General features: G+C 59.9%; 18 protein-coding genes. 8 read left to right on the top strand and 10 right to left on the bottom strand.

Going from position 1 to position 17738, the window contains the following annotated elements; translation table 11 throughout:
- From CBB91_RS02980 to CBB91_RS02955, 6 genes are all read right to left on the bottom strand, one after another.
- Positions 1-390, bottom strand: a 390-nt coding sequence (locus tag CBB91_RS02980; RefSeq protein ID WP_273011958.1) for a nitroreductase family protein, incomplete at its 3' end; no start/stop codon positions are given.
- Positions 391-441: 51 nt separating this feature from the next.
- On the bottom strand, positions 442-1098 hold the full coding sequence (locus CBB91_RS02975) for an SDR family oxidoreductase (protein ID WP_273011957.1): 657 nt from the start codon (positions 1096-1098) through the stop codon (positions 442-444).
- Positions 1099-1179: 81 nt separating this feature from the next.
- Entirely contained in the window at positions 1180-1620 is a 441-nt protein-coding gene (locus CBB91_RS02970; RefSeq protein WP_273011956.1) for a hypothetical protein, read from the bottom strand.
- Between the two features lie 87 nt (positions 1621-1707).
- The gene (locus CBB91_RS02965; RefSeq protein ID WP_035548033.1) at positions 1708-2523 is read right to left on the bottom strand and encodes an enoyl-ACP reductase; all 816 of its coding nucleotides are present in this window, start codon (positions 2521-2523) and stop codon (positions 1708-1710) included.
- A 1995-nt stretch (positions 2524-4518) separates the two neighbouring features.
- Positions 4519-5046: a bifunctional 3-hydroxydecanoyl-ACP dehydratase/trans-2-decenoyl-ACP isomerase gene (gene fabA, locus CBB91_RS02960; RefSeq protein ID WP_273011954.1), complete on the bottom strand. Its 528-nt coding sequence runs from the start codon at positions 5044-5046 to the stop codon at positions 4519-4521.
- Positions 5047-5137: 91 nt separating this feature from the next.
- Positions 5138-5641, bottom strand: coding sequence for an SH3 domain-containing protein (locus CBB91_RS02955; protein ID WP_273011952.1), 504 nt, complete (start codon positions 5639-5641; stop codon positions 5138-5140).
- Positions 5642-5774: 133 nt separating this feature from the next.
- On the opposite strand from CBB91_RS02955, the gene CBB91_RS02950 reads away from it, so the two are divergent.
- Positions 5775-6761 carry a D-glycerate dehydrogenase gene (locus tag CBB91_RS02950; protein ID WP_273011949.1) on the top strand — a complete coding sequence of 329 codons (987 nt, stop codon included), beginning with the start codon at positions 5775-5777 and terminating at the stop codon, positions 6759-6761.
- Between the two features lie 27 nt (positions 6762-6788).
- On the opposite strand, the gene CBB91_RS02945 is transcribed toward CBB91_RS02950, so the two are convergent.
- Positions 6789-7310: a phosphoribosyltransferase family protein gene (locus CBB91_RS02945; protein ID WP_081806008.1), complete on the bottom strand. Its 522-nt coding sequence runs from the start codon at positions 7308-7310 to the stop codon at positions 6789-6791.
- 5 nt (positions 7311-7315) lie between these two features.
- Positions 7316-7897 carry an FxLYD domain-containing protein gene (locus CBB91_RS02940; RefSeq protein ID WP_345906714.1) on the bottom strand — a complete coding sequence of 194 codons (582 nt, stop codon included), beginning with the start codon at positions 7895-7897 and terminating at the stop codon, positions 7316-7318.
- A gap of 197 nt (positions 7898-8094) precedes the next feature.
- Between CBB91_RS02940 and ftsE the strand changes: the two genes are divergently transcribed.
- From ftsE to CBB91_RS02905, 7 genes are all read left to right on the top strand, one after another.
- On the top strand, positions 8095-8844 hold the full coding sequence (gene ftsE / locus CBB91_RS02935; RefSeq protein ID WP_051602434.1) for a cell division ATP-binding protein FtsE: 750 nt from the start codon (positions 8095-8097) through the stop codon (positions 8842-8844).
- A gap of 2 nt (positions 8845-8846) precedes the next feature.
- Positions 8847-9716, top strand: coding sequence for a hypothetical protein (locus CBB91_RS02930; RefSeq protein ID WP_035548019.1), 870 nt, complete (start codon positions 8847-8849; stop codon positions 9714-9716).
- Positions 9713-10306, top strand: a complete 594-nt coding sequence (locus tag CBB91_RS02925; protein WP_273011943.1) for a YdcF family protein — start codon at positions 9713-9715, stop codon at positions 10304-10306. The genes CBB91_RS02930 and CBB91_RS02925 overlap by 4 nt, the downstream gene beginning before the upstream one ends.
- Positions 10307-10322: 16 nt before the next feature.
- On the top strand, positions 10323-11063 hold the full coding sequence (locus CBB91_RS02920; protein WP_273011941.1) for a lysophospholipid acyltransferase family protein: 741 nt from the start codon (positions 10323-10325) through the stop codon (positions 11061-11063).
- 18 nt (positions 11064-11081) lie between these two features.
- Complete coding sequence (locus CBB91_RS02915; protein ID WP_273011939.1) at positions 11082-12101, top strand: DUF2125 domain-containing protein; 1020 nt, start codon at positions 11082-11084, stop codon at positions 12099-12101.
- Positions 12098-12745: a DNA-3-methyladenine glycosylase 2 family protein gene (locus CBB91_RS02910; protein ID WP_273011937.1), complete on the top strand. Its 648-nt coding sequence runs from the start codon at positions 12098-12100 to the stop codon at positions 12743-12745. Before CBB91_RS02915 ends, CBB91_RS02910 begins: the two co-directional genes overlap by 4 nt.
- 140 nt (positions 12746-12885) lie before the next feature.
- Positions 12886-13449 carry an HNH endonuclease gene (locus CBB91_RS02905; RefSeq protein ID WP_035548009.1) on the top strand — a complete coding sequence of 188 codons (564 nt, stop codon included), beginning with the start codon at positions 12886-12888 and terminating at the stop codon, positions 13447-13449.
- 4 nt (positions 13450-13453) lie between these two features.
- On the opposite strand, the gene CBB91_RS02900 is transcribed toward CBB91_RS02905, so the two are convergent.
- Together CBB91_RS02900 and CBB91_RS02895 are read right to left on the bottom strand one after the other, a co-directional pair.
- Positions 13454-14857, bottom strand: a complete 1404-nt coding sequence (locus CBB91_RS02900) for a protein adenylyltransferase SelO family protein (RefSeq protein WP_273011934.1) — start codon at positions 14855-14857, stop codon at positions 13454-13456.
- Between the two features lie 79 nt (positions 14858-14936).
- Positions 14937-17291: a TonB-dependent receptor gene (locus CBB91_RS02895; protein ID WP_273011931.1), complete on the bottom strand. Its 2355-nt coding sequence runs from the start codon at positions 17289-17291 to the stop codon at positions 14937-14939.
- Positions 17292-17738: the final 447 nt, after the last annotated feature.

Below are 17738 nucleotides of genomic sequence, written 5' to 3'. Positions count from 1 at the left end.
GATGCAGATCAGCCAAGGCGCTGTTTCCATATAGGGTTTGTCCGCATCCGTGCCGATGGGCGCGAGCGCGTCGAGCCAGTCTTCCCCGGCGCGCCCTGAATAGAATTCGCGTTCCTCGGCCTCGGCCGCTTCGCGGATCTCGCGCTTCTTTTCGGCGCTGTTCACACAAGCGAAGAACCAGGGCTGGTGGTTTGCGCCGGACGGGGCGGAGCCGGCCGTGGCGATGCAGGCCTCGATGATTTCGCGCGGGACGGGCGCGTCCGAGAAATCCCTGACCGATCGGCGGGTGGCCAGGGAGTCTTGAAACGCCACTGCCCGGCGCAGCATTTCCTCTTCAGGATAATGCGGGAAACTGCTGAGCGGGACGTGGGTGTCGGTGCTGGTTTTCATGATGCCCCTCCGAGATGTTGAGCGGCATCATGATATGGCGGCGCGGGCGTGTCAGCCCCGTTTCAGGCTGGCGACTGCCTCTGCAATCGGAGTGTCGCCATTTGTCAGCTCGATGATCTCATTGGTGATCTCGGGCGTGTTAATCAGTTCGGCCAGCGTCGCCGCAACATTGCCTCGGGCCACGTCTCCATAGGTGATGGCGCGCCCGGCGCTGACTTTGCCGTCGCCATCATCGTCTTTCAGCGTGCCGGGGCGCAGGATGACGTAGTCGATGCCGCTGGTGGCCAGGGCCGCATCGGCGCGGCGCTTCATGGCCATATAGTGCTCGAAATCATCGCTCGTGTTGCGGTCGCGTCCGGCATCCATGATGACGGAAACCATGTAGATGCGGTTCACGCCCGTGGCGCGCGCAGCCTCGATCAGCTTTTCCGGGCCTTCGCCATCGATTGCCGTGGTCTTGTCGCGGCCTGATCCGGCCGCCCCAGCGGAGAAGATGGCTGTGTCGCACCCAGTCATCGCGCTGGCGATGTCATCAGCCGTCATGTCGATGATATTGCCATAGACCGGCTCGACCCCTTGGTCGCGCAGATCGCCCGCCTGTTCAGGCTTGCGGTGCAGGCCTTTGACCGCGTGGCCGGCGCCCACGAGTTTCGGGCCGAGGCGGCTGCCGACGCCGCCCGTGGCGCCGATAAGAAAGATGTTGGACATGGAAGTCTCCTGTCAGAATGGGTTCGCCAGACCAACAGGGCAGACGGGCAGGAGTTCCGGGCGATTACAGAAGCGTGATCGCTACTGTACAACTTCCACCGGTTCGATTTCAAAGAACCGATTGCCTTCGCAATTGATCACGATTGAGCGGAGTTCCGACTCAGGAAAGTCCGACTGAGTGTATCCAACGGACGTTTCGGTGATGACGCGGAGCATGCCTGTTTCAGTGCGCTTAAGATCGAAGACGTAGCTCGGAGGCGCTGACTCCTGGATGCTCTCAAATTCGAGTTCGTACGCGTCGCCGTCATTCGGTGCATCGACCAGAAACTGGATCTTCAGCACTGGAGGTTTAACGATGCCCGGCATGAAGTCGATCACGGCGCTTCCGTTGCGTGGATCGTAGGCCGGACACGTCGGACTTTCCTCCGCCGAGGCATCAGGTTCGGGGTTCTCTGCGGCAGTCTCTCCACACCCTGCCAAAAGCAGCGCCGCTGTCATGGCTGAACACGCGATACGTAACATGGTTATCTCCCTCCCAGCTTGAGGGAGAAGCATAGCACAACACGCTTAGGTTTAGGAGTCCGCTCCCCAAGATTGGGCCAGCGCGTACTACTCTTCCGGCAGATCCGGGACGCCGACGACGTGGAAGCCGGCGTCGACATGGTGGACTTCACCGGCGACGGAGTGGCCGAGTTCTGAGAGCAGGTAGAGCGCTGCACCTGCAACGCCTTCCATGCGCGTGTCTTCCTTCAACAGAGACCAGTCGCGGCCCGTGCCCATCAGGCTCTTGCCGCCGCGGATACCGGCGAGGGAGAGCGTGCGCATCGCGCCGGCCGAGATCGCATTGACGCGGATGCCCTGCGGGCCGAGATCGCGCGCGGCATAGCGGGTTGCGGCTTCGAGCGCGGCCTTGGCAACGCCCATGACATTGTAGGAGGGCACGGTGCGCTCTGCTCCGAGATAGGTCATGCAGATCATTGCGCCGCCATCGGGCATGATCTCGCTGGCGCGGCGGGCTGTGTCAATGAAGCTGAAGACCGAAATATCCATCGCGCGGCGGAATCCTTCGCGGGTCGTGTTGGCGACCATCGAGCCTTGCAGCTCGTCCTTGCCGGCAAAGGCGATGGAGTGAACGAGGAAATCGATCTTACCCCATTTGTCTTTCACGGCGTCGAAGGCGGCATCCATCGAGGCGTCATCGGTCACGTCTGCCGGGATCATGAAATCCATGCCGATGCTTTCGACCAGCGGGCGGACGCGGCGCTCAAGGTTCTCGCCCTGATAGGTGAAGGCGATGTCGGCGCCCTGCGCGGCGAGCTGGCGGGCAATGCCCCAGGCGATGGAGTTCTGGTTCGCGACGCCCATTACGATGCCGCGCTTGCCTTTCATCAGATCGCCTGCCGGCGGGGTCCAGTCATCAGCCATGTGGGAAAGCCTCTCTTGGTGAATGTCTCTACGGGAAACCGCTAGGCATCCCCGCTTTGCCCGTCAAGTTTCGGGCGGTGTTTTGCGCGGACGGGACAGTCTGCTGGACCAAATCAATCAGAGCCGCATCAGGTCTGGTGTGGTGCCGCGCTTCCCCATCCATGCCTTCTTGAACAGGTGTTTGGCGTAGCGCGCAGACCGGCGGTCGCCCTTTGCCTTGTAGGTCTGCCACAGGCCGTAAAGGGCATGGGCATTGTTCGGGGATTTCAGCAGGGCGCGATGGAACATGCGCTCGGCCCGATCCGTCTGACCATCCTGAAGCAGCATCGCGGCAAGTGTCTGGCGGGCGGGATAGTACCAGATTGGCGGCTCGCTATAGGGCAGCGCATCCTGCAGGTCTGCGGCGCGCTCCATCAGCGAAATGGCGGAAGGCAAATCGCCATCCTGAGCGGCGATCCGAGCGGATATGACCAGAGATGAGATCCGGGCGATGTCGCCCGCCGGAAGGTATTGTGCTTCCAGTTCCGCCACGCCCTCGCTGGAGACTAGAGCATCAATCTGGTCGGTTTCGGACTGTGCGCTGGCGGTGTCGCCTTCAGCTGCGAAGGCCAGCCCCCGCGCATAGTGCCAGGCAATCTTGTCCATGACGGACTCTGTGCCCGGATCGGGCAGTCTCAACACAGTTTCCGGGGCCGAGAACTGCGCGTGGGCATAGTAGGCGGACGGACGGATCAGGGTGATCCACGGCGCAAGCGAGGACATGTCCTGTGGCAGTGCTGCGTCCAGTTTGGAGGCTGTCGACAAAGCGGTCATTCCGTCCCCGGCCATCATCGCCGATGTCAGGATGAAATGGAGATTGTGAGGATAGTATCCATACTCATAGAGCGGCGGGGCGTTGCCGCTCGCAATATAGAGCTCGTCAGCCTGCGCGGCCGCCAGATTGGACTCCATCGACCGCTTCCACTGGCCGGTCAGGTACCAGAGATGTGAAGGCATGTGGACGAGATGGCCGGATTGCGGGGCAAGCTGCGGCAGGTGTTCAGCGGTCTCNATTGCACGCCAAGGATCATCGGACGCCTCGGTGGCATGGATGTAGAGGTGGATGGCGTGGACGAATTCCGGATTTCTGTTCAGCACGGTTTCCAGCGTCGTGATGACNTCTGCTGTCCGGCCTTTCGGCGTGTGCCCATCCGCCTCCCAATAGTCCCANGGCTGGGTGTTCATGGCCGCTTCGGCGGCGAGGGAGAGAACGAGATCATCATTGGGAAATCGCACCGCTGCCAGCGCCATTGCGTCCGCGAAGGCTATCGGGTCTTCCGCGACACCGCCCTCTTCGGTGAGCGGATACCGGGCGATCGTTGCGTCGATAAGCACCTGCTCAAGACCGGGTGTGTCGGAGGCCCGAAGCTTGGCAGCCTGCGCCGCATCGTGTGCCAACTGAAGGGCATCCTCGCCAACCGCCACGTTCAGGTTGCTGCCCCGCGCAAACGCCTCGCCCCAANGGCACATCGCGCAGTCCGGGTCAGCTGCCTGCGCCTGACGAAATACATCAATCGCGGCGTCATGATTGAAGCTGATCACAAGGGACAGACCAAGGTCGAAAAGATGCTGCGCGTCTGCGGATTTGGTGGTGATGGGATAGGTGATCACCGGCGCGGTCAAACCTGCGGCGAAATTGTTGCCGATCTTTCCGGCCTCCGCATAGGCGCGCGCTGCGCCCAGAAACAGGCCCAGGCGCCGAGCACTGCTTTCGCTGCCGAGACAGGACTCGCCTGACAAAAGAACGGGATCCGGGAAAGGGGCCTGCTGAGGCCGCTCCGCCAGGTCAACGCCGCCGAGCGCCAGCACAGCAGCTGTAAGAATCGTGCCTGTTTTCCAATAGGCCATGCGGTGTCCCCTTTTCTCCCAAGAGGGGAAAGTACCGCAGGTCCGTCAGTCTGTCATGGGGCAGGCTTGTTGGGCGCATTTTGTGCAATGCGCATGAAGGCCTGCGCACTAGAGCACGTTCTTGAGGCCGACCTTCATGTCGAGGGCAGTGTAGACGTGTTCGCCGTCGACATAGACGCGACCGTCAGCGATCCCGAGGTTCAGCTTGCCGCGGCGCACGCGTTTGATGTCGATGACATATTTCACGAGTTTCTTGTCCGGCGTGATTTCCCCGGTGAACTTCACTTCGCCNACGCCGAGCGCGCGGCCCTTGCCGGGGCTGCCGGACCAGCCGAGCCAGTAGCCTACGGCCTGCCACATGGCATCAAGGCCNAGGCAACCGGGCATNACAGGGTCGCCGGGNAAGTGGCATTCGAAGAACCAGAGGTCCGGCGTNATATCGAGCTCGCCGATCACGCTGCCCTTGCCNTACTCGCCACCNTCCATGGTGATTTCGGTGATCCGGTCCATCATCAGCATCGGCGGGATCGGCAATTGGGCATTGCCAGGTCCGAAATAGCCGCCCGCGCCGGATTTCAGCAGGTCTTCCTTGGAATAGGAGGATTGAGGCGTGTGGTAATCGTGCGGTCCGGACATGGCGGTTCCCTTGTTCATTCAAGCGCAAGTCGCCGTTCGAGCCTGTGCGGCCCGGATTGTCAACTCTGATGGGGTGTCGGAGTGTGTTGGCTTACAGCGCAGCGGCGCTGGTATTGTCGCCCCAGAGCGCGGTCGTCGGGACAAAGCCCTTGTAGTGCTTGGCCGTTACCTTGCACCAACCCTGGCCACATCCGTCGAGTTCGACCAGCACGGTGGCCTCAAGGCGCGCAACTNTCGGGCTCATCGCGTCCGGTGCCTTGTGCATGACCGTGTCGGACTGGACCATCGCGATCGTGTCAGGCTCCAGCATGCGGGCGTGAACCCAGACTTCGGCCCCTTCCGGGTCGCGCACGCGGCGCCAGTTCTGNCTTTCCTTGATGATCAGCAGAGGCAGGCCCTTGCGCTCATACCGCCAGACAATGGGGTGGTCCCGGCTTGGGCCGGCGCGGCCATTCACGGCGTTGTATTTCAGNGTTTCGAAACGCGGNACTTCCTTACCGGAAAATTTGCTGACGCGGACATAGTCGGCCCCTTGCGCAAACGCCGCAGCGCTCGCGACGAGAAAGCCCGTTAAGATGACCACTGCCCGCTTCATGTGCAGTCTTTTCCCATGTCTGCGAGGGGCTAGAATTCCATACGCAAATGAATCTTGTGTAAAACATGAAGCGTTGGCGTGTCCCGATCCCTCTGCTAAGGCCCGATTGAGAATATTTGCAAAAAGAGTCCCTATGTCCGCGAAGAAGCTGAAAGTTGTCGTCACCCGCAAGCTGCCCGCCCCAGTCGAATTGCGCTTGAAAGAGCTGTTCGATGCGAAGCTGAATGATGATGATCACCCCTTCACGCAGGAAGAACTGGTTGAGGCGATGCAGAGCGCGGACGTTCTGGTGCCCACGGTGACAGACCGCCTGGATGGGCGCGTCATGGCCCGCGCGGGAGAGCANCTGCGCCTGATCGCCCAGTTTGGGGCAGGGGTCGACAATATCGATGTGCAGAGCGCGGTGCAGCGAGGCATCACGGTGACCAATACGCCCGGCGTGCTAACCGATGACACGGCAGATGTGGCCATGGCGCTGATCCTGTCTGTGCCCCGCCGCCTGTTCGAGGGCGCCGACGTGATGAATTCAGGCGGCTTTGATGGCTGGACCCCAACCTGGATGATGGGGCGTCGGCTCGCCGGCAAGCGGCTCGGCATCATCGGCATGGGCCGGATTGGCCAGGCCGTTGCGCGCCGCGCCAAGGCGTTCGGCCTGCAGATCCATTATCACAACCGCAANCCNGTCAGCCCGCGCATNGAGGAATTGCTGGAAGCGACCTATTGGGACAGCCTCGACCAGATGCTGTCGCGCATGGACATTGTTTCGGTAAACTGCCCGCACACGCCGGCGACTTTTCACCTGATGAATGCGCGCCGGATCGAACTGATGAAGCCGGAAGCCTATATCGTGAATACGGCGCGCGGTGAGGTGATCGACGAAGCAGCGCTGGCCCGCGCGCTGAAGGCGGGCAAGATTGCCGGAGCGGGCCTCGACGTGTTCGAGCGCGAGCCGACNGTGAACGAGGAATTGTTCGGCCTGCCGAATGTCGTGCTGTTGCCGCATATGGGCTCGGCCACGATCGAAGGCCGCACGGAGATGGGCGAGAAGGTCATCATCAACATCAAGACCTTCGCCGATGGCCACCGCCCACCAGACCGCGTGATTCCGTCAATTCTGTAATTTCGACGGAAACCGATCCGGGCGGCCCTAGTCCAGTGCGCCGATATAGGGCAGGCCGCGATATTTGCCGGCATCGTCCATGCCATAGCCGACAAGGTAGCGCCCGGGCGCATCAATGGCGCAATAATCGACCCCGTTTTCGCCGCGCGGGGCCCAGGGTTTCTGGGTGAGAGCGCAGGTGATGACTTCGCGCGCGCCCTTGGCCAGCATGTGTGTCTTGGCAAAGGCCAGCGTGCGGCCCGTATCGAACACATCATCCAGAATGATTACGCCCTTGTCCTTCACGGACCGGGCGAGGTCTGCGCGCACAACGACGCGGCCCGAGCTTTCCCGCGCATCGCGATAGGATTCCAGCCAGATCACGTCGAGCGTGGGGTGAATGTCGCGCCGGGCGAGGGCTTTCATCAGGTCTGATGTGAACGGTGTTGCGCCGATCAGAATGGAAACAACAGTCCATTCGCCCGTCAGGCGCGGGGCCAGCGTTTCGGCCAGTTTATCGATCTCCGCCAGAAGTTCGTCTTCTGGCACGATCACCTCGATTTTCGGCATGTCGGTCATTCTTCGGCGGCGTCCATTTCAGCTGAATTTGCAGGCTCGCTTGGCATGTCAGGTTCAGGCGCCTCTGCCGGAATTTCAGACAAGTCGACAAATTTGAGTTCGATTTCGAAGCTCTCCATCGGCGCTTGTTCCACGACCACGCGGAAGCTGCCGGATTCGCCTGCGCCCAGCTGCGCCGGGCTGATGCGGCCATAGGTGGTAGCGACCACGAGTCCGATTTCGTCTTTCAGGTCCACACGCACAGCGGGCGAATCGACGGTTGAGTGGGACACGTTCAACGCCTTGCCNGACACTGTGACGATCGGGATGGTGTCATTGAAGGTGCGGCTGCGCTCGATGTCTTCGAATTCCAGCCCGAACCGGTTCACCTTGAAGCCGATCTGCTTGTAGGCGCTGCCCGCTTCCGGCCAGAGTTTCACCACTTCATTGCGGTAGACGATGGCGCCGACGCCTAGCGCAAAAAAGATGGCGGCTGTGATGAGCCAGGAGAGCAGGGCGGCGGTCCGGCTGCGCCGACGACGCTGGGCGCGGACNTTCTCGCGGTANATTTCGTGCGCGGCGGCAGGGGTTCGGCGCACGGTTTCGTCAAGGNTTTTCGGCTCAACAAACCATGATCCACCACATGCGGCACACTTCACGGTGCGGCCACTTTCACCGATTGTTGAGTCATCGGCGAAATACTGGGTTTCACAATGGGGACAAGTGAGGATCATGACTTGGTGTTTCCCGCAATTCGCCCCAATAATCCACTCGAACGAGCACAGGATAGGAGCTGATGACCCTTCCCCGCCATGACCTTTTTGACGATGTCGCCGTGCGCCTTGATGGCGTCTCGCTGCGTTACGACACGTCGGAAGACATCCTTAGCGGGATTGATCTTGTCCTGAAACCCGGATCGTTCAGCTTTCTGACCGGAGCCTCCGGCGCGGGCAAGACCAGCCTGCTGAAACTGCTTTATCTGGCACTGAAGCCGACACGTGGCGAAGTTTCACTGTTCGGCCGACCAACCAGCCGCCTGACGCGCGACCAGTTGTCTGCGCTGCGTCGGCGGGTTGGGGTCGTGTTCCAGGAGTTCCGCCTGCTGGATCATCTGACCGCGTACGAGAATGTTGCGCTGCCCCTGCGCGTTCTGGGGCGCAAGGAAGCGAGCTATCGCCATGATGTNGAGGAGCTGCTGGCCTGGGTCGGCCTTGGAGAACGCATGCATTCGCGCCCGCCAACCCTGTCCGGCGGGGAGCAGCAGCGCGTTGCCATCGCCCGTGCCGTGGTGACCCAGCCGGATATCCTNATCGCAGACGAACCGACCGGGAATGTNGATCCGGAAATGGGCGCGCGCCTGATGCGCCTCTTCCTTGAGCTTAACAAGCGGCGAGCGACTACAGTCATCATCGCCACGCATGATTTGGGCCTCGTGCGGCAGGTCGATGCGCCGGTTTTCCGGCTNCAGCATGGCCTGCTGGTCCAGGATGTCGAATATGGCCCGGCGGCGCGTCGCCGGACCGATATCGTGAAGACGGTGGATTAGGCATGGCAAAGGAAACCCCGCTTCTGCCTGTAGAGGATGCGCGCGAAATGGCGCTGTTCTTCGTCGTCGGTGCGCTCTGCTTCCTGGCCGCACTGGCAACGCTCTCGGCGAAGTCGACTTATGGCGCTGCGCGCAGCTGGACGGCTGAGGTTGAGGGGGAACTGACAGTGTCCCTGCCGGATGCAGACCGGCGCGGCGCCGAAGAGGCGCGGCAATTGATTGAGGCAACCGAAGGCGTGCGCGAAGCGCGGCTTCTGTCCAAACAGGAAATTGATGCGCTTTTGGAGCCGAACTTTGGCAGCCGGGGCCTGCCGGAAAGCCTGCCCTTGCCGCAGCTGATCGCCGTCACCGCTGAACCGGACACGCAATTCATGGGGCCAACGCTTGAACGGCGTCTGACGGAGGCCGGATATGCACATGCCGTGGACGAACATGCCGATTGGGCAGGGGATGTCCGAAGGATGCTGGCGATCGCGCGTCTTGTGGCGCTGACTGCCGTAGCTCTGTTGGCATCAACGGCCGTGGCCGTCATCGCGTTTGCAACGCATGCGGCGCTGTTGGCGCGGAGGGATATTGTTGATGTGCTGCATCTGGCCGGCGCGCGCGATCGCTACATTGCCGGGCTGTTCGAGCGCCGTTTCTGGCTTCTGGGGCTGAGGGCAGGGGCAGTTGGCGCTTTGCTCGCGCTTGGCGCGGCGGCGGCGATGATCTTCGGGGTGCATTCCAGCGGAGCGCGATCAGGTCTTTTGCCCGTACTGAGTCTCGATATTGTTGATTTACTGATCCTGGTGCTGACCCCGGTGATCGCGGGGCTGGCCGCGCGCATTGCGGCGCGTGTTACAGTTATCCGTTCCCTGAAGAGTGTGATGTGAGCGGCGAACAACGATTGCGGAAACGACGTATCGGCGTGGTGCCGGCCCTGTTCCTGGCGGGGCTGGTTCTGGCGATTGCTGATTTTGTGCTGTTTGCAAATCGCGCGGCCAATGCAGACCGTTCGCCGGACGTGACGGCCGATGCGATTGTCGCGCTGACGGGGGGATCAGGTCTCAGGATCGCCGCGGGCGTGGAACTCGTCGGAAAAGGTCGGGGCAGAAGGATGCTGATTTCAGGCGTGAACCCCGATGTGCCGAAAGCGGACTTGATCGCGCTGGCAGGCGGATCCGAGGAGGTCTGGGCATGCTGCGTCGATATTGGCTATATGGCCGAGACCACGCTGGGCAATGCAGATGAGACGGCGGCCTGGGCCTATGAGCGAGGTTACAAGAGCCTGATCATCGTCACCTCCGATTATCACATGCCGCGCAGCCTGATCGTGCTGAAGAAGGCCATGCCGGATCTGGAACTGATCGCCTGGCCTGTGCGCACGGTGAATGACCCGTCTCGTATCTGGAGCGATCCGGGGTCATTTCGAGGTGTCTTCCTCGAATGGGCGAAGTGGCGGGTGACGACTCTCGAAGTTTGACCTATCTGATACCCGCATGATGATGTTTCGCTCGCTNCTCTTCGTGATCTGGATGTATGGCCTGATGGCCGTGCTGGGCATCCTGTTCCTGCCGGCACTGCTTCTGCCGAAATCCGTGGCGTTCTGGGCAATCAGCATATATGCGCGCGGACTGATCTTCGGACTTCGGGTGATCTGCGGAATCGAAGTGGAGATCCGGGGGCGCCAGCACATGCCGCGCGGCACGGTGCTGTATGCTGGCAAGCACAATTGCATGCTGGATGTGTTCATTCCGTTCCTTGTCATGCCTGCCCCGGCGATCATTCTGAAACAGGAGCTGCTCTGGTATCCGTTTCTGGGCTGGTACGCGCTGAAGACGGCGATGATTCCGATCGACCGGGCCGGGAATACGCGAACGCTGAAGAAGATGGTTGCAGCTGCTAAAGTGCGCGCGGAAGACGGTCGGCAGATCGTGATCTTCCCGGAAGGGACACGCACGGAGCCAGGTGCTGCGCCTGCCTATCATGCTGCTGGAATTTCTGGCCTCGCCAAGGCGATCGAAGCGCCAATTGTACCCGTCGCAACGAATGCGGGCCTGTGCTGGCCCGGCCGAGGCCTGAAGCGGAACAAGGGACGTATCGTTTATGAGATTCTGCCGCCCATTCCGGCTGGTTTGCCCCGTAGAGAATTGATGGCACGGCTGCAGGCCGATCTGGAAACAGCCTCTGACGCTCTTGTCGATGAGGGCCGCGACGTGCAGAAACACCTCGCTTCCTAATACCTTTCAGGGCTNCCTATGGTNGAANCGTCCNCCGCGCAGAANAAATCNCGTTTCTGGCTGTATCTGCCTTTCGNCNTGNTGCTGATCGCAATCGGTGCATGGACGGCTTATTGGTTCATTGCGAAGTCTCAGCTGGACAAGGGCATTGACCAGTGGATCGCTGAGCAAAGAGCGCTTGGCGCCGAGATTGAATATTCCAGCAAGTCTCTTGGAGGCTTTCCCTACCGGTTCGAGTTGGTGGTTGATGACCCGGTTTATGCTGCGCCCGCTGCGCCTCGATGGGAAGGCGAACAATTGCGNCTCGTCATGCAGCCNTGGAACTGGCAGCACGTGATTGCCTATTCGCCCGGGCGGAATGTGCTGACAGAGGCAGATGGCCTGCGGCAGACTCTGACCCTGGACAAATCCTCTGCGGTCAGTGTGTCATGGAATTCCGATACATTCCGCCGGATCGGCGTGCAGATGGGCAGCGCAACGGCGCTCATCGAAGGGGAATCCTATGAGGCAGCGAATTTCTCCTTGAACCTGGCGCCTCGCAACGGCGCTGAGACTGATTTGATGATCGCGCTGCAATGGGATCGCTTGACGATCAATGGCGCGCCAGAGGGGGCGGAATTTCTTGGTGACACGTTGGGCCCTTCCCGCCTGATCGGTGAAGTGCGCGAATTCTTCCCGGCATGGGTCCGAAGCGGTGGCAATCCAGAGAGGCTGCATCGTGCGCTGATCCAACAGGATGGGGGTGTGGAGATTGCGCAAGGCTTGCTGAATTGGGGGCCGCTCGACCTCGGTGTGAAGGGCGATCTGGCATATGAGGATGGCGCGGCCAATGGCTCGATGGGTGTGCGGATCGACAATGCCGACGCATTGCGTGACGCACTGGAATCGTCCGGGCGGCTCGGCCAGCAGGAAAACGCCATGCTGACAATGCTGGAGACGTCCTCTGCCGATGGCGGCTTCCTCACCTTCACCATCAAGGATGATGAAGTGAAGATGGGATTGGTACCTCTGGGCCGTTTGCCGGAACCGGGGTATTGACCGCGCCCTCGCGGCGGAAGCTGAAGGCGGCCTGCGAAACTCTGGCTGCCGCGGATCCTGCGCTGTCTCGGGCGTATGACGAATTGGGCGTTCCGACATGGCGGGTGGGTGAGCCTTGCTATGCCGCGCTTTGCCGACTGATTGCGTATCAGCAATTGTCAACGAAAGCGGCCGGGTCGATCTGGGCGCGAACCGAAACCTATTTCGGGGAGGTCACACCAGACGCCGTGCTGGCGGCGGACCCGGAAGACATTCGCGCATGTGGAATGTCCCGCCCCAAGGTGCGGCACATGGTGTCCATTGCAGAGGCGATCACATCCGGTGCGTTGGATCTGGAGCGGGTGTGTGCCTCCGATCTCGACCTTGCGCGCAAGGAACTGGTTTCGGTGAAGGGAATCGGCCCCTGGACTGCAGAATTGTTCCTGCTCTATTCGGTCGGTGCGATGGACGCATTTCCTGTCGGCGATGTCGGCCTGATGGAGGCGCACAAACTGTTGTCCGAAGTCGAAACCCGTATGGAAATCAAGGAATTCTCTGCCCATGCCGAAGTGTGGAGACCCTATCGGGGCGTGGCGGCACACATGTTGTGGGGCTGGATCAACGATCAACGCGCCAAGGCATCGCAGGCCAGTCCGCAGGCCTGATTGCCCGGAAAGCGTTGCAAAACGCCGTTTCTGTCATAATCTGATGATGTGAATCACCTAGATCAGGGGCGAGACGAAAAGGAGCTACGCCTTCAGTCGGTTCGAGCAAGCATATGTTCTCTGCTTCATGGAGGTGATCCATGGCTGAGATTCTTTCGGCCCCACCGAGCGGTCGGCCCGCTCTGGTATTGAACGCTGATTTCAGGCCGCTCTCCTACTATCCCTTGTCCTTGTGGCCCTGGCAGGAAGTGGTGAAGGCCGTTTTCCTCGACCGTGTCGATATCATTGCAGAATATGACTATGTCGTGCGCAGTCCGAGTACCGAATTCCGTTTGCCGAGCGTTATCGCGCTGAGGGATTTTGTCCGGCAGGATCGTCCGCCTGCGTTCACGCGCTTCAATGTGTTCCTCAGAGATGGATTCGAGTGTGCCTATTGCGGTGCAACCGACAATCTGACGTTCGATCACGTTATTCCGCGCTCACGGGGTGGACGGACGACTTGGGAAAACATCGTCGCGGCGTGCAGCCCCTGCAATCTGCGCAAGGGCGGAAAGATGTTGCACCATACGGATTTGCAGCTCAAATCACGGCCGGCGCGCCCGAACAATTACCAGCTACAGGAAATCGGGCGAAAGTTTCCGCCAAACCATCTGCATGAAACATGGATGGATTATCTTTATTGGGATGTCGAACTGGAAGGCTGATTTGTCAGGCCCAGTCGTAGGCAAGGCGCGCCTGCTCGATGTGGTTCAGCTTCGCTTGCAGCGCCGACCAGTCGTCCGAGTTTGCGATGGGATCCCAGACGGCCTCTACCTCATCAATCAGTAGGCTGACTGGAGCAGGGCCTTTGAAATAGGCATGTTTGAGCCGTTCCGGGCGAACGGGATCCCGTAAGAACAGGCTTTCACGAACAGGCGCGAAAGCCTCCTCTGAATAGAGCGGTGCTTGTGGGGACGCTGCTGCCCGCGTTTCGCTGTCTCGTCCGCCGAACCAGTCGAAGAATGTGTGCGGCCAGCTGGCGCCTGAGTTTGTCATCCAGGCATAGAAAGCCTGTAGAAATTCTGTGTCCGCCTGCATGTCTTTCAGCGGTTCCAGACCGAGTAGAGCGTGGGTGTGGGCGACGAAGCTTTCCTGATAAGCGCGTTCGTAAGGCTTCAGCCCGGTGGCAAGAGCCTCGGCAGTCGCAAGTGGGAGGAGGGCAGAGGCAAGCTGCTGTAGCGCCCAGCCACCTTGCAGCGGTTGCCGGCCGAAACGATAGAGACCCTGCTGGTCGAAATAGGCTGCTGTGAAGTTCGGGTCAGATACGGGCAGGAAGCGCCACGGCCCGAAATCGAAAGTCTCCCCGGTGATGTTGAAATTATCCGTGTTCATCACACCGTGGACGAAGCCAGCAGCCATCCATTGGCCGATCATATGACCCGTCGCGGACGAAATGGCCGATAACATGTTGACCGCTTTCCGAGCCACGTCGTCATCATCGGCATCCGGATGGAAGTTCGCCACGACATAGTCCACCAGCCGGGCAAGTTCCTTGTCCTGTTCCAGATAGGCGAGCCGCTGGAAGCTGCCGAAGCGGATATGACTATGGGACAGGCGGGTAAGAACGGCCGAGCGTGTGGGCGAGGGCTCATCATTCCGCGCCAGCTGTTCACCCGTTTCCACAACGGCGAAGGGTTTGGATGTGTTGACGCCAAGGGCTTCAAGATAGTTGGCGGCCAGGATCTCACGGACGGCGCCTTTCAGCGTCAAGCGGCCGTCTCCTTGCCGGCTCCAGGGAGTCTGGCCAGACCCTTTCGTGCCGAGATCGAGAAGGCGTGAATTATCATCGCGCAGCTGCGCGAACAGGAAACCACGACCATCACCCAGTTGCGGATTGTAGGTGCCGAATTGGTGGCCGTGATACCGCAAGGCCAAAGGGCGCTCGAGATTGTTGGGCAATGGTTCGAACCGACCGAAATGGGCAACGCGTTCCTCGGCACTGAGTGTGTCGAGACCAATCGCGGAAGCCCAGCGATCATTCCAGTACCGCAATTTGTGCAGAGGGAAATCGGCCGAGTCGACCGGGTCGGCGATGAAGTCGGCAATGTCGAGGATGGGCGGGGAATATGTCATGGCCGCTACATAGGCGCTGAAAGCAAAAAGGGCGACCCGCGGGCCGCCCTTTCCGGAAATTCTCTGTAAGAGATCGATCCTAGTATTCGTAGGTCAGCTCCAGACCGACGAGACGGCCTTTCTTCAGCGGCGAGAACGTGCCACCTGCCGGCAGACCCATGTACGGGTAGTTGTTGCCGGTCGAGAGTGGGCCCGGGAATGGCAGCTGGGTGTCGTTACCCGCCTGCACTTCGTCGAGCAAATTCTTGCCGTAGATGGAAGCCGCAAGACCATCAACCGGGGTTTCCCAGGTCAGGTTTGCGTCCAGCATATTGGCGGACTGGATCCAGCCGAAATTGCTGTCAGTGTATGCAATGCGGTCACGGAACTGGTAGTTCACCTGTCCAACCAGCGCGCCGCCATCACCAAGGTCAACATCCTTGATCAGGCCGACACCCCAAGTTGCTTGCGGTACGCGCGGCAGGTCGAGCGCCAGGTCGCTGGAGCCAACAACACCGTCAGCGTCCAGATCGAAGAAGACGTCGTCATAAGACGCATCGATCATGCCGACATTGAACGTGGCGAGCCAGGATTCGCCGATGGCGACGCGGCCGTCCACTTCAACACCCGTAATGGATGCGTCTGCGGTGTTGATGATGTTCTGGACCACGCCGGAAGCACCAGCCGTGTTGACCTCACGCTGCATGTTCTGAATCGCTGTGTGGAACAGGGCACCATTGACCTGAACGCGGCCATCTTCGCTGCTGGTTTTGAAACCGACTTCGAACGCGTCGACTTCTTCCTCGTCAAAGCCAAATTCACCGGTTTCAGCCACGAACTGATAGAAGATCGGGATGTCGGTGATGCGGAAGTTGTAACCGCCAGACCGGAAGCCCTTGGTATAGTGGGCATAGGTCTGCAGATTGTCTGTCCAGAAATACTGCAGGCCGAGTTTTGGCGTCCAGTTTGACCACTCATTGCCGTCGCTGAAGCCGTTTGGCTCCTGAGCCGCACCGCCGGTGATCAGCGAGATCAGGGCGTTCGTGCCGTCAGGCGAACAGGTGCCGCTTACGACAGAACACTCATTACGCGGACGGATGTAGATCACGTCTGCGTCCTTTTCCTCATTGGAGTAGCGCAGGCCGAATGTTGCGACGAGCTTGTCCGTGAAGGAATAGTCCACATTGGCGAAAGCACCCCAGACCGTGTGGTCCTGACGACCGCCACCATAGAAGCCCCACGGAATGGACGCTGGCAGTGTGGCCGGACGGGTTGTCGGCAAGTTGCGGGTTTCAGTGTACGCAATTTCCTGTTCGAAATAGTACAGGCCAGTGGTCACGTCCGCCTTGCCGAAGGTGCCGGCATAGCGCAGTTCGTTGGAGAACTGCTCCTGCGTGAACTCAGAGCCTGAATGGAACAGGGTGAATGGCGTGGCGTCGATGTCGCCAACCGTGCCGGAGTCTAGATCGCGATAGCCGAAGATGTTGGTGATCCGGCCATTGCCGAAATCAACATCATAGTCTGTACGGATGGAGCCGAAGATCGTCTCGGCTTCAGCCAGGCCTGGCTCGTTGATCGAGAAGTCGAAGGTTTCGCGATCAAAATAGGAGCGGTTCTGGCCGCTTGGGCCATCGCCACGGCTATCGGTATATTCCAGCTTGCCGAGCACGCTGAGGCGTTCNGTTGGCGTGAACTCCAGNGCGCCGCGATAGGTNGCNATCTGNAGCTCGCCATGATTGTCGCCATTGAACTGGTTTTCAAAGTAACCGGCGTCAGACGTNTAGGACGCCCCGATCTTACCATTCAGCAGGCCTTCGATCAGCGGTCCGGAGACATAGCCTTGTACGGTTGCGCTTGCGCCGCCACGGTCTTCATCAACCGGGCCGTCGACTTTGGCGCCAACCTTGAAGGTAAATTCGTCCGTTGGATTGCCCGAGTTCAGCACGACAGCACCACCGGTCGTGTTCCGACCGAACAGAAGGCCCTGCGGTCCGCGAAGGATCTCGATGCTGTCCACATCGAACAGGTCGACCACGACGCCTGTGTTGACGCCGATATACACGCCATCAATGAACACGCCCACGGCAGGGTCGATGGACGGAATGGACGAGTTCACGCCGAGGCCACGGATGGCGAAGTTGGCCGTGCCGCGAGAGGTGCCAACATCATCCAGAGACACGTTTGGCGAGGAATAGGACAGGCTTTCCAGCGTGGTAACATTCAGTGCGTCCAACGTGTCAGAGTTGAAAGCGGTGACGGCCACAGGCACGTCCTGGACGTTCTCGACGTCTTTTTTCTTGGTCGCGGTGACGGTGACCGTACCAAGGACGCGGTCGATCGCTGACTGGCGATCCGCCTCAGTTTCGGGCGCAGTTTGAGCGTCCTGGGCCTGAGCGTTGGCCGCAATTAAGAGGACGGCAGAAGCCGTCGCAAACAAAGAGTGTTTGAGATGCATAGCAGTTTCCTGATTGTACTTATTCTAGTTCCGGGAGGGTATTTCGGAGCCCGCTCTTTTTGGCGGGTTGGCTATGAAGCTAATCATTTCACGTAGAGATTCAGCCTCAATTTCTGGTGAGACAGCGGGATTCTTGCCGACTGTAACATTTACGCCACAATCCAAGCGATTCTGACCAAATGTGTGCAGTTCGTGGCATATCTGAGGTGCACTCACATATCCCCGACAACGTTGGCATGAGCAAACCATTGCAATTCGGTTTCAAGATTTGCTGCGGCGCACAACATTATACCCCTATTCCGCTGGGTTTGGCGGCATATTCTGATCGTGAGTGAGACATGAACCGGACACCCAGATACCGGTCGCTCACAACACGGGAGGAAATATATGAAGAACCAATTCAAACTGTGGCTCAGTGCGTCTTGCGTTGCGGTGGCTGTCGGCATG

It is taken from the genome of Hyphomonas sp. TMED31 (assembly GCF_002172815.1).
In the GTDB taxonomy this organism is placed as follows: Bacteria; Pseudomonadota; Alphaproteobacteria; order Caulobacterales; family Hyphomonadaceae; genus Hyphomonas; species Hyphomonas atlantica.
The sequence above is the reverse complement of the archived record's forward strand: the minus strand, read 5'-3'. Positions and strand labels throughout refer to the sequence as shown.

Excerpts from the sequence above, each read along its gene's own strand:
- CBB91_RS02975 (WP_273011957.1), bottom strand. The coding sequence starts at position 1,098 with ATGTCCAACATCTTTCTTATCGGCGCCACGGGCGGCGTCGGCAGCCGC.
- CBB91_RS02970 (WP_273011956.1), bottom strand. The coding sequence starts at position 1,620 with ATGTTACGTATCGCGTGTTCAGCCATGACAGCGGCGCTGCTTTTGGCA.
- CBB91_RS02965 (WP_035548033.1), bottom strand. The coding sequence starts at position 2,523 with ATGGCTGATGACTGGACCCCGCCGGCAGGCGATCTGATGAAAGGCAAG.
- CBB91_RS02945 (WP_081806008.1), bottom strand. The coding sequence starts at position 7,310 with ATGCCGAAAATCGAGGTGATCGTGCCAGAAGACGAACTTCTGGCGGAG.
- CBB91_RS02930 (WP_035548019.1), top strand. The coding sequence starts at position 8,847 with ATGGCAAAGGAAACCCCGCTTCTGCCTGTAGAGGATGCGCGCGAAATG.
- CBB91_RS02905 (WP_035548009.1), top strand. The coding sequence starts at position 12,886 with ATGGCTGAGATTCTTTCGGCCCCACCGAGCGGTCGGCCCGCTCTGGTA.
- CBB91_RS02900 (WP_273011934.1), bottom strand. The coding sequence starts at position 14,857 with ATGACATATTCCCCGCCCATCCTCGACATTGCCGACTTCATCGCCGAC.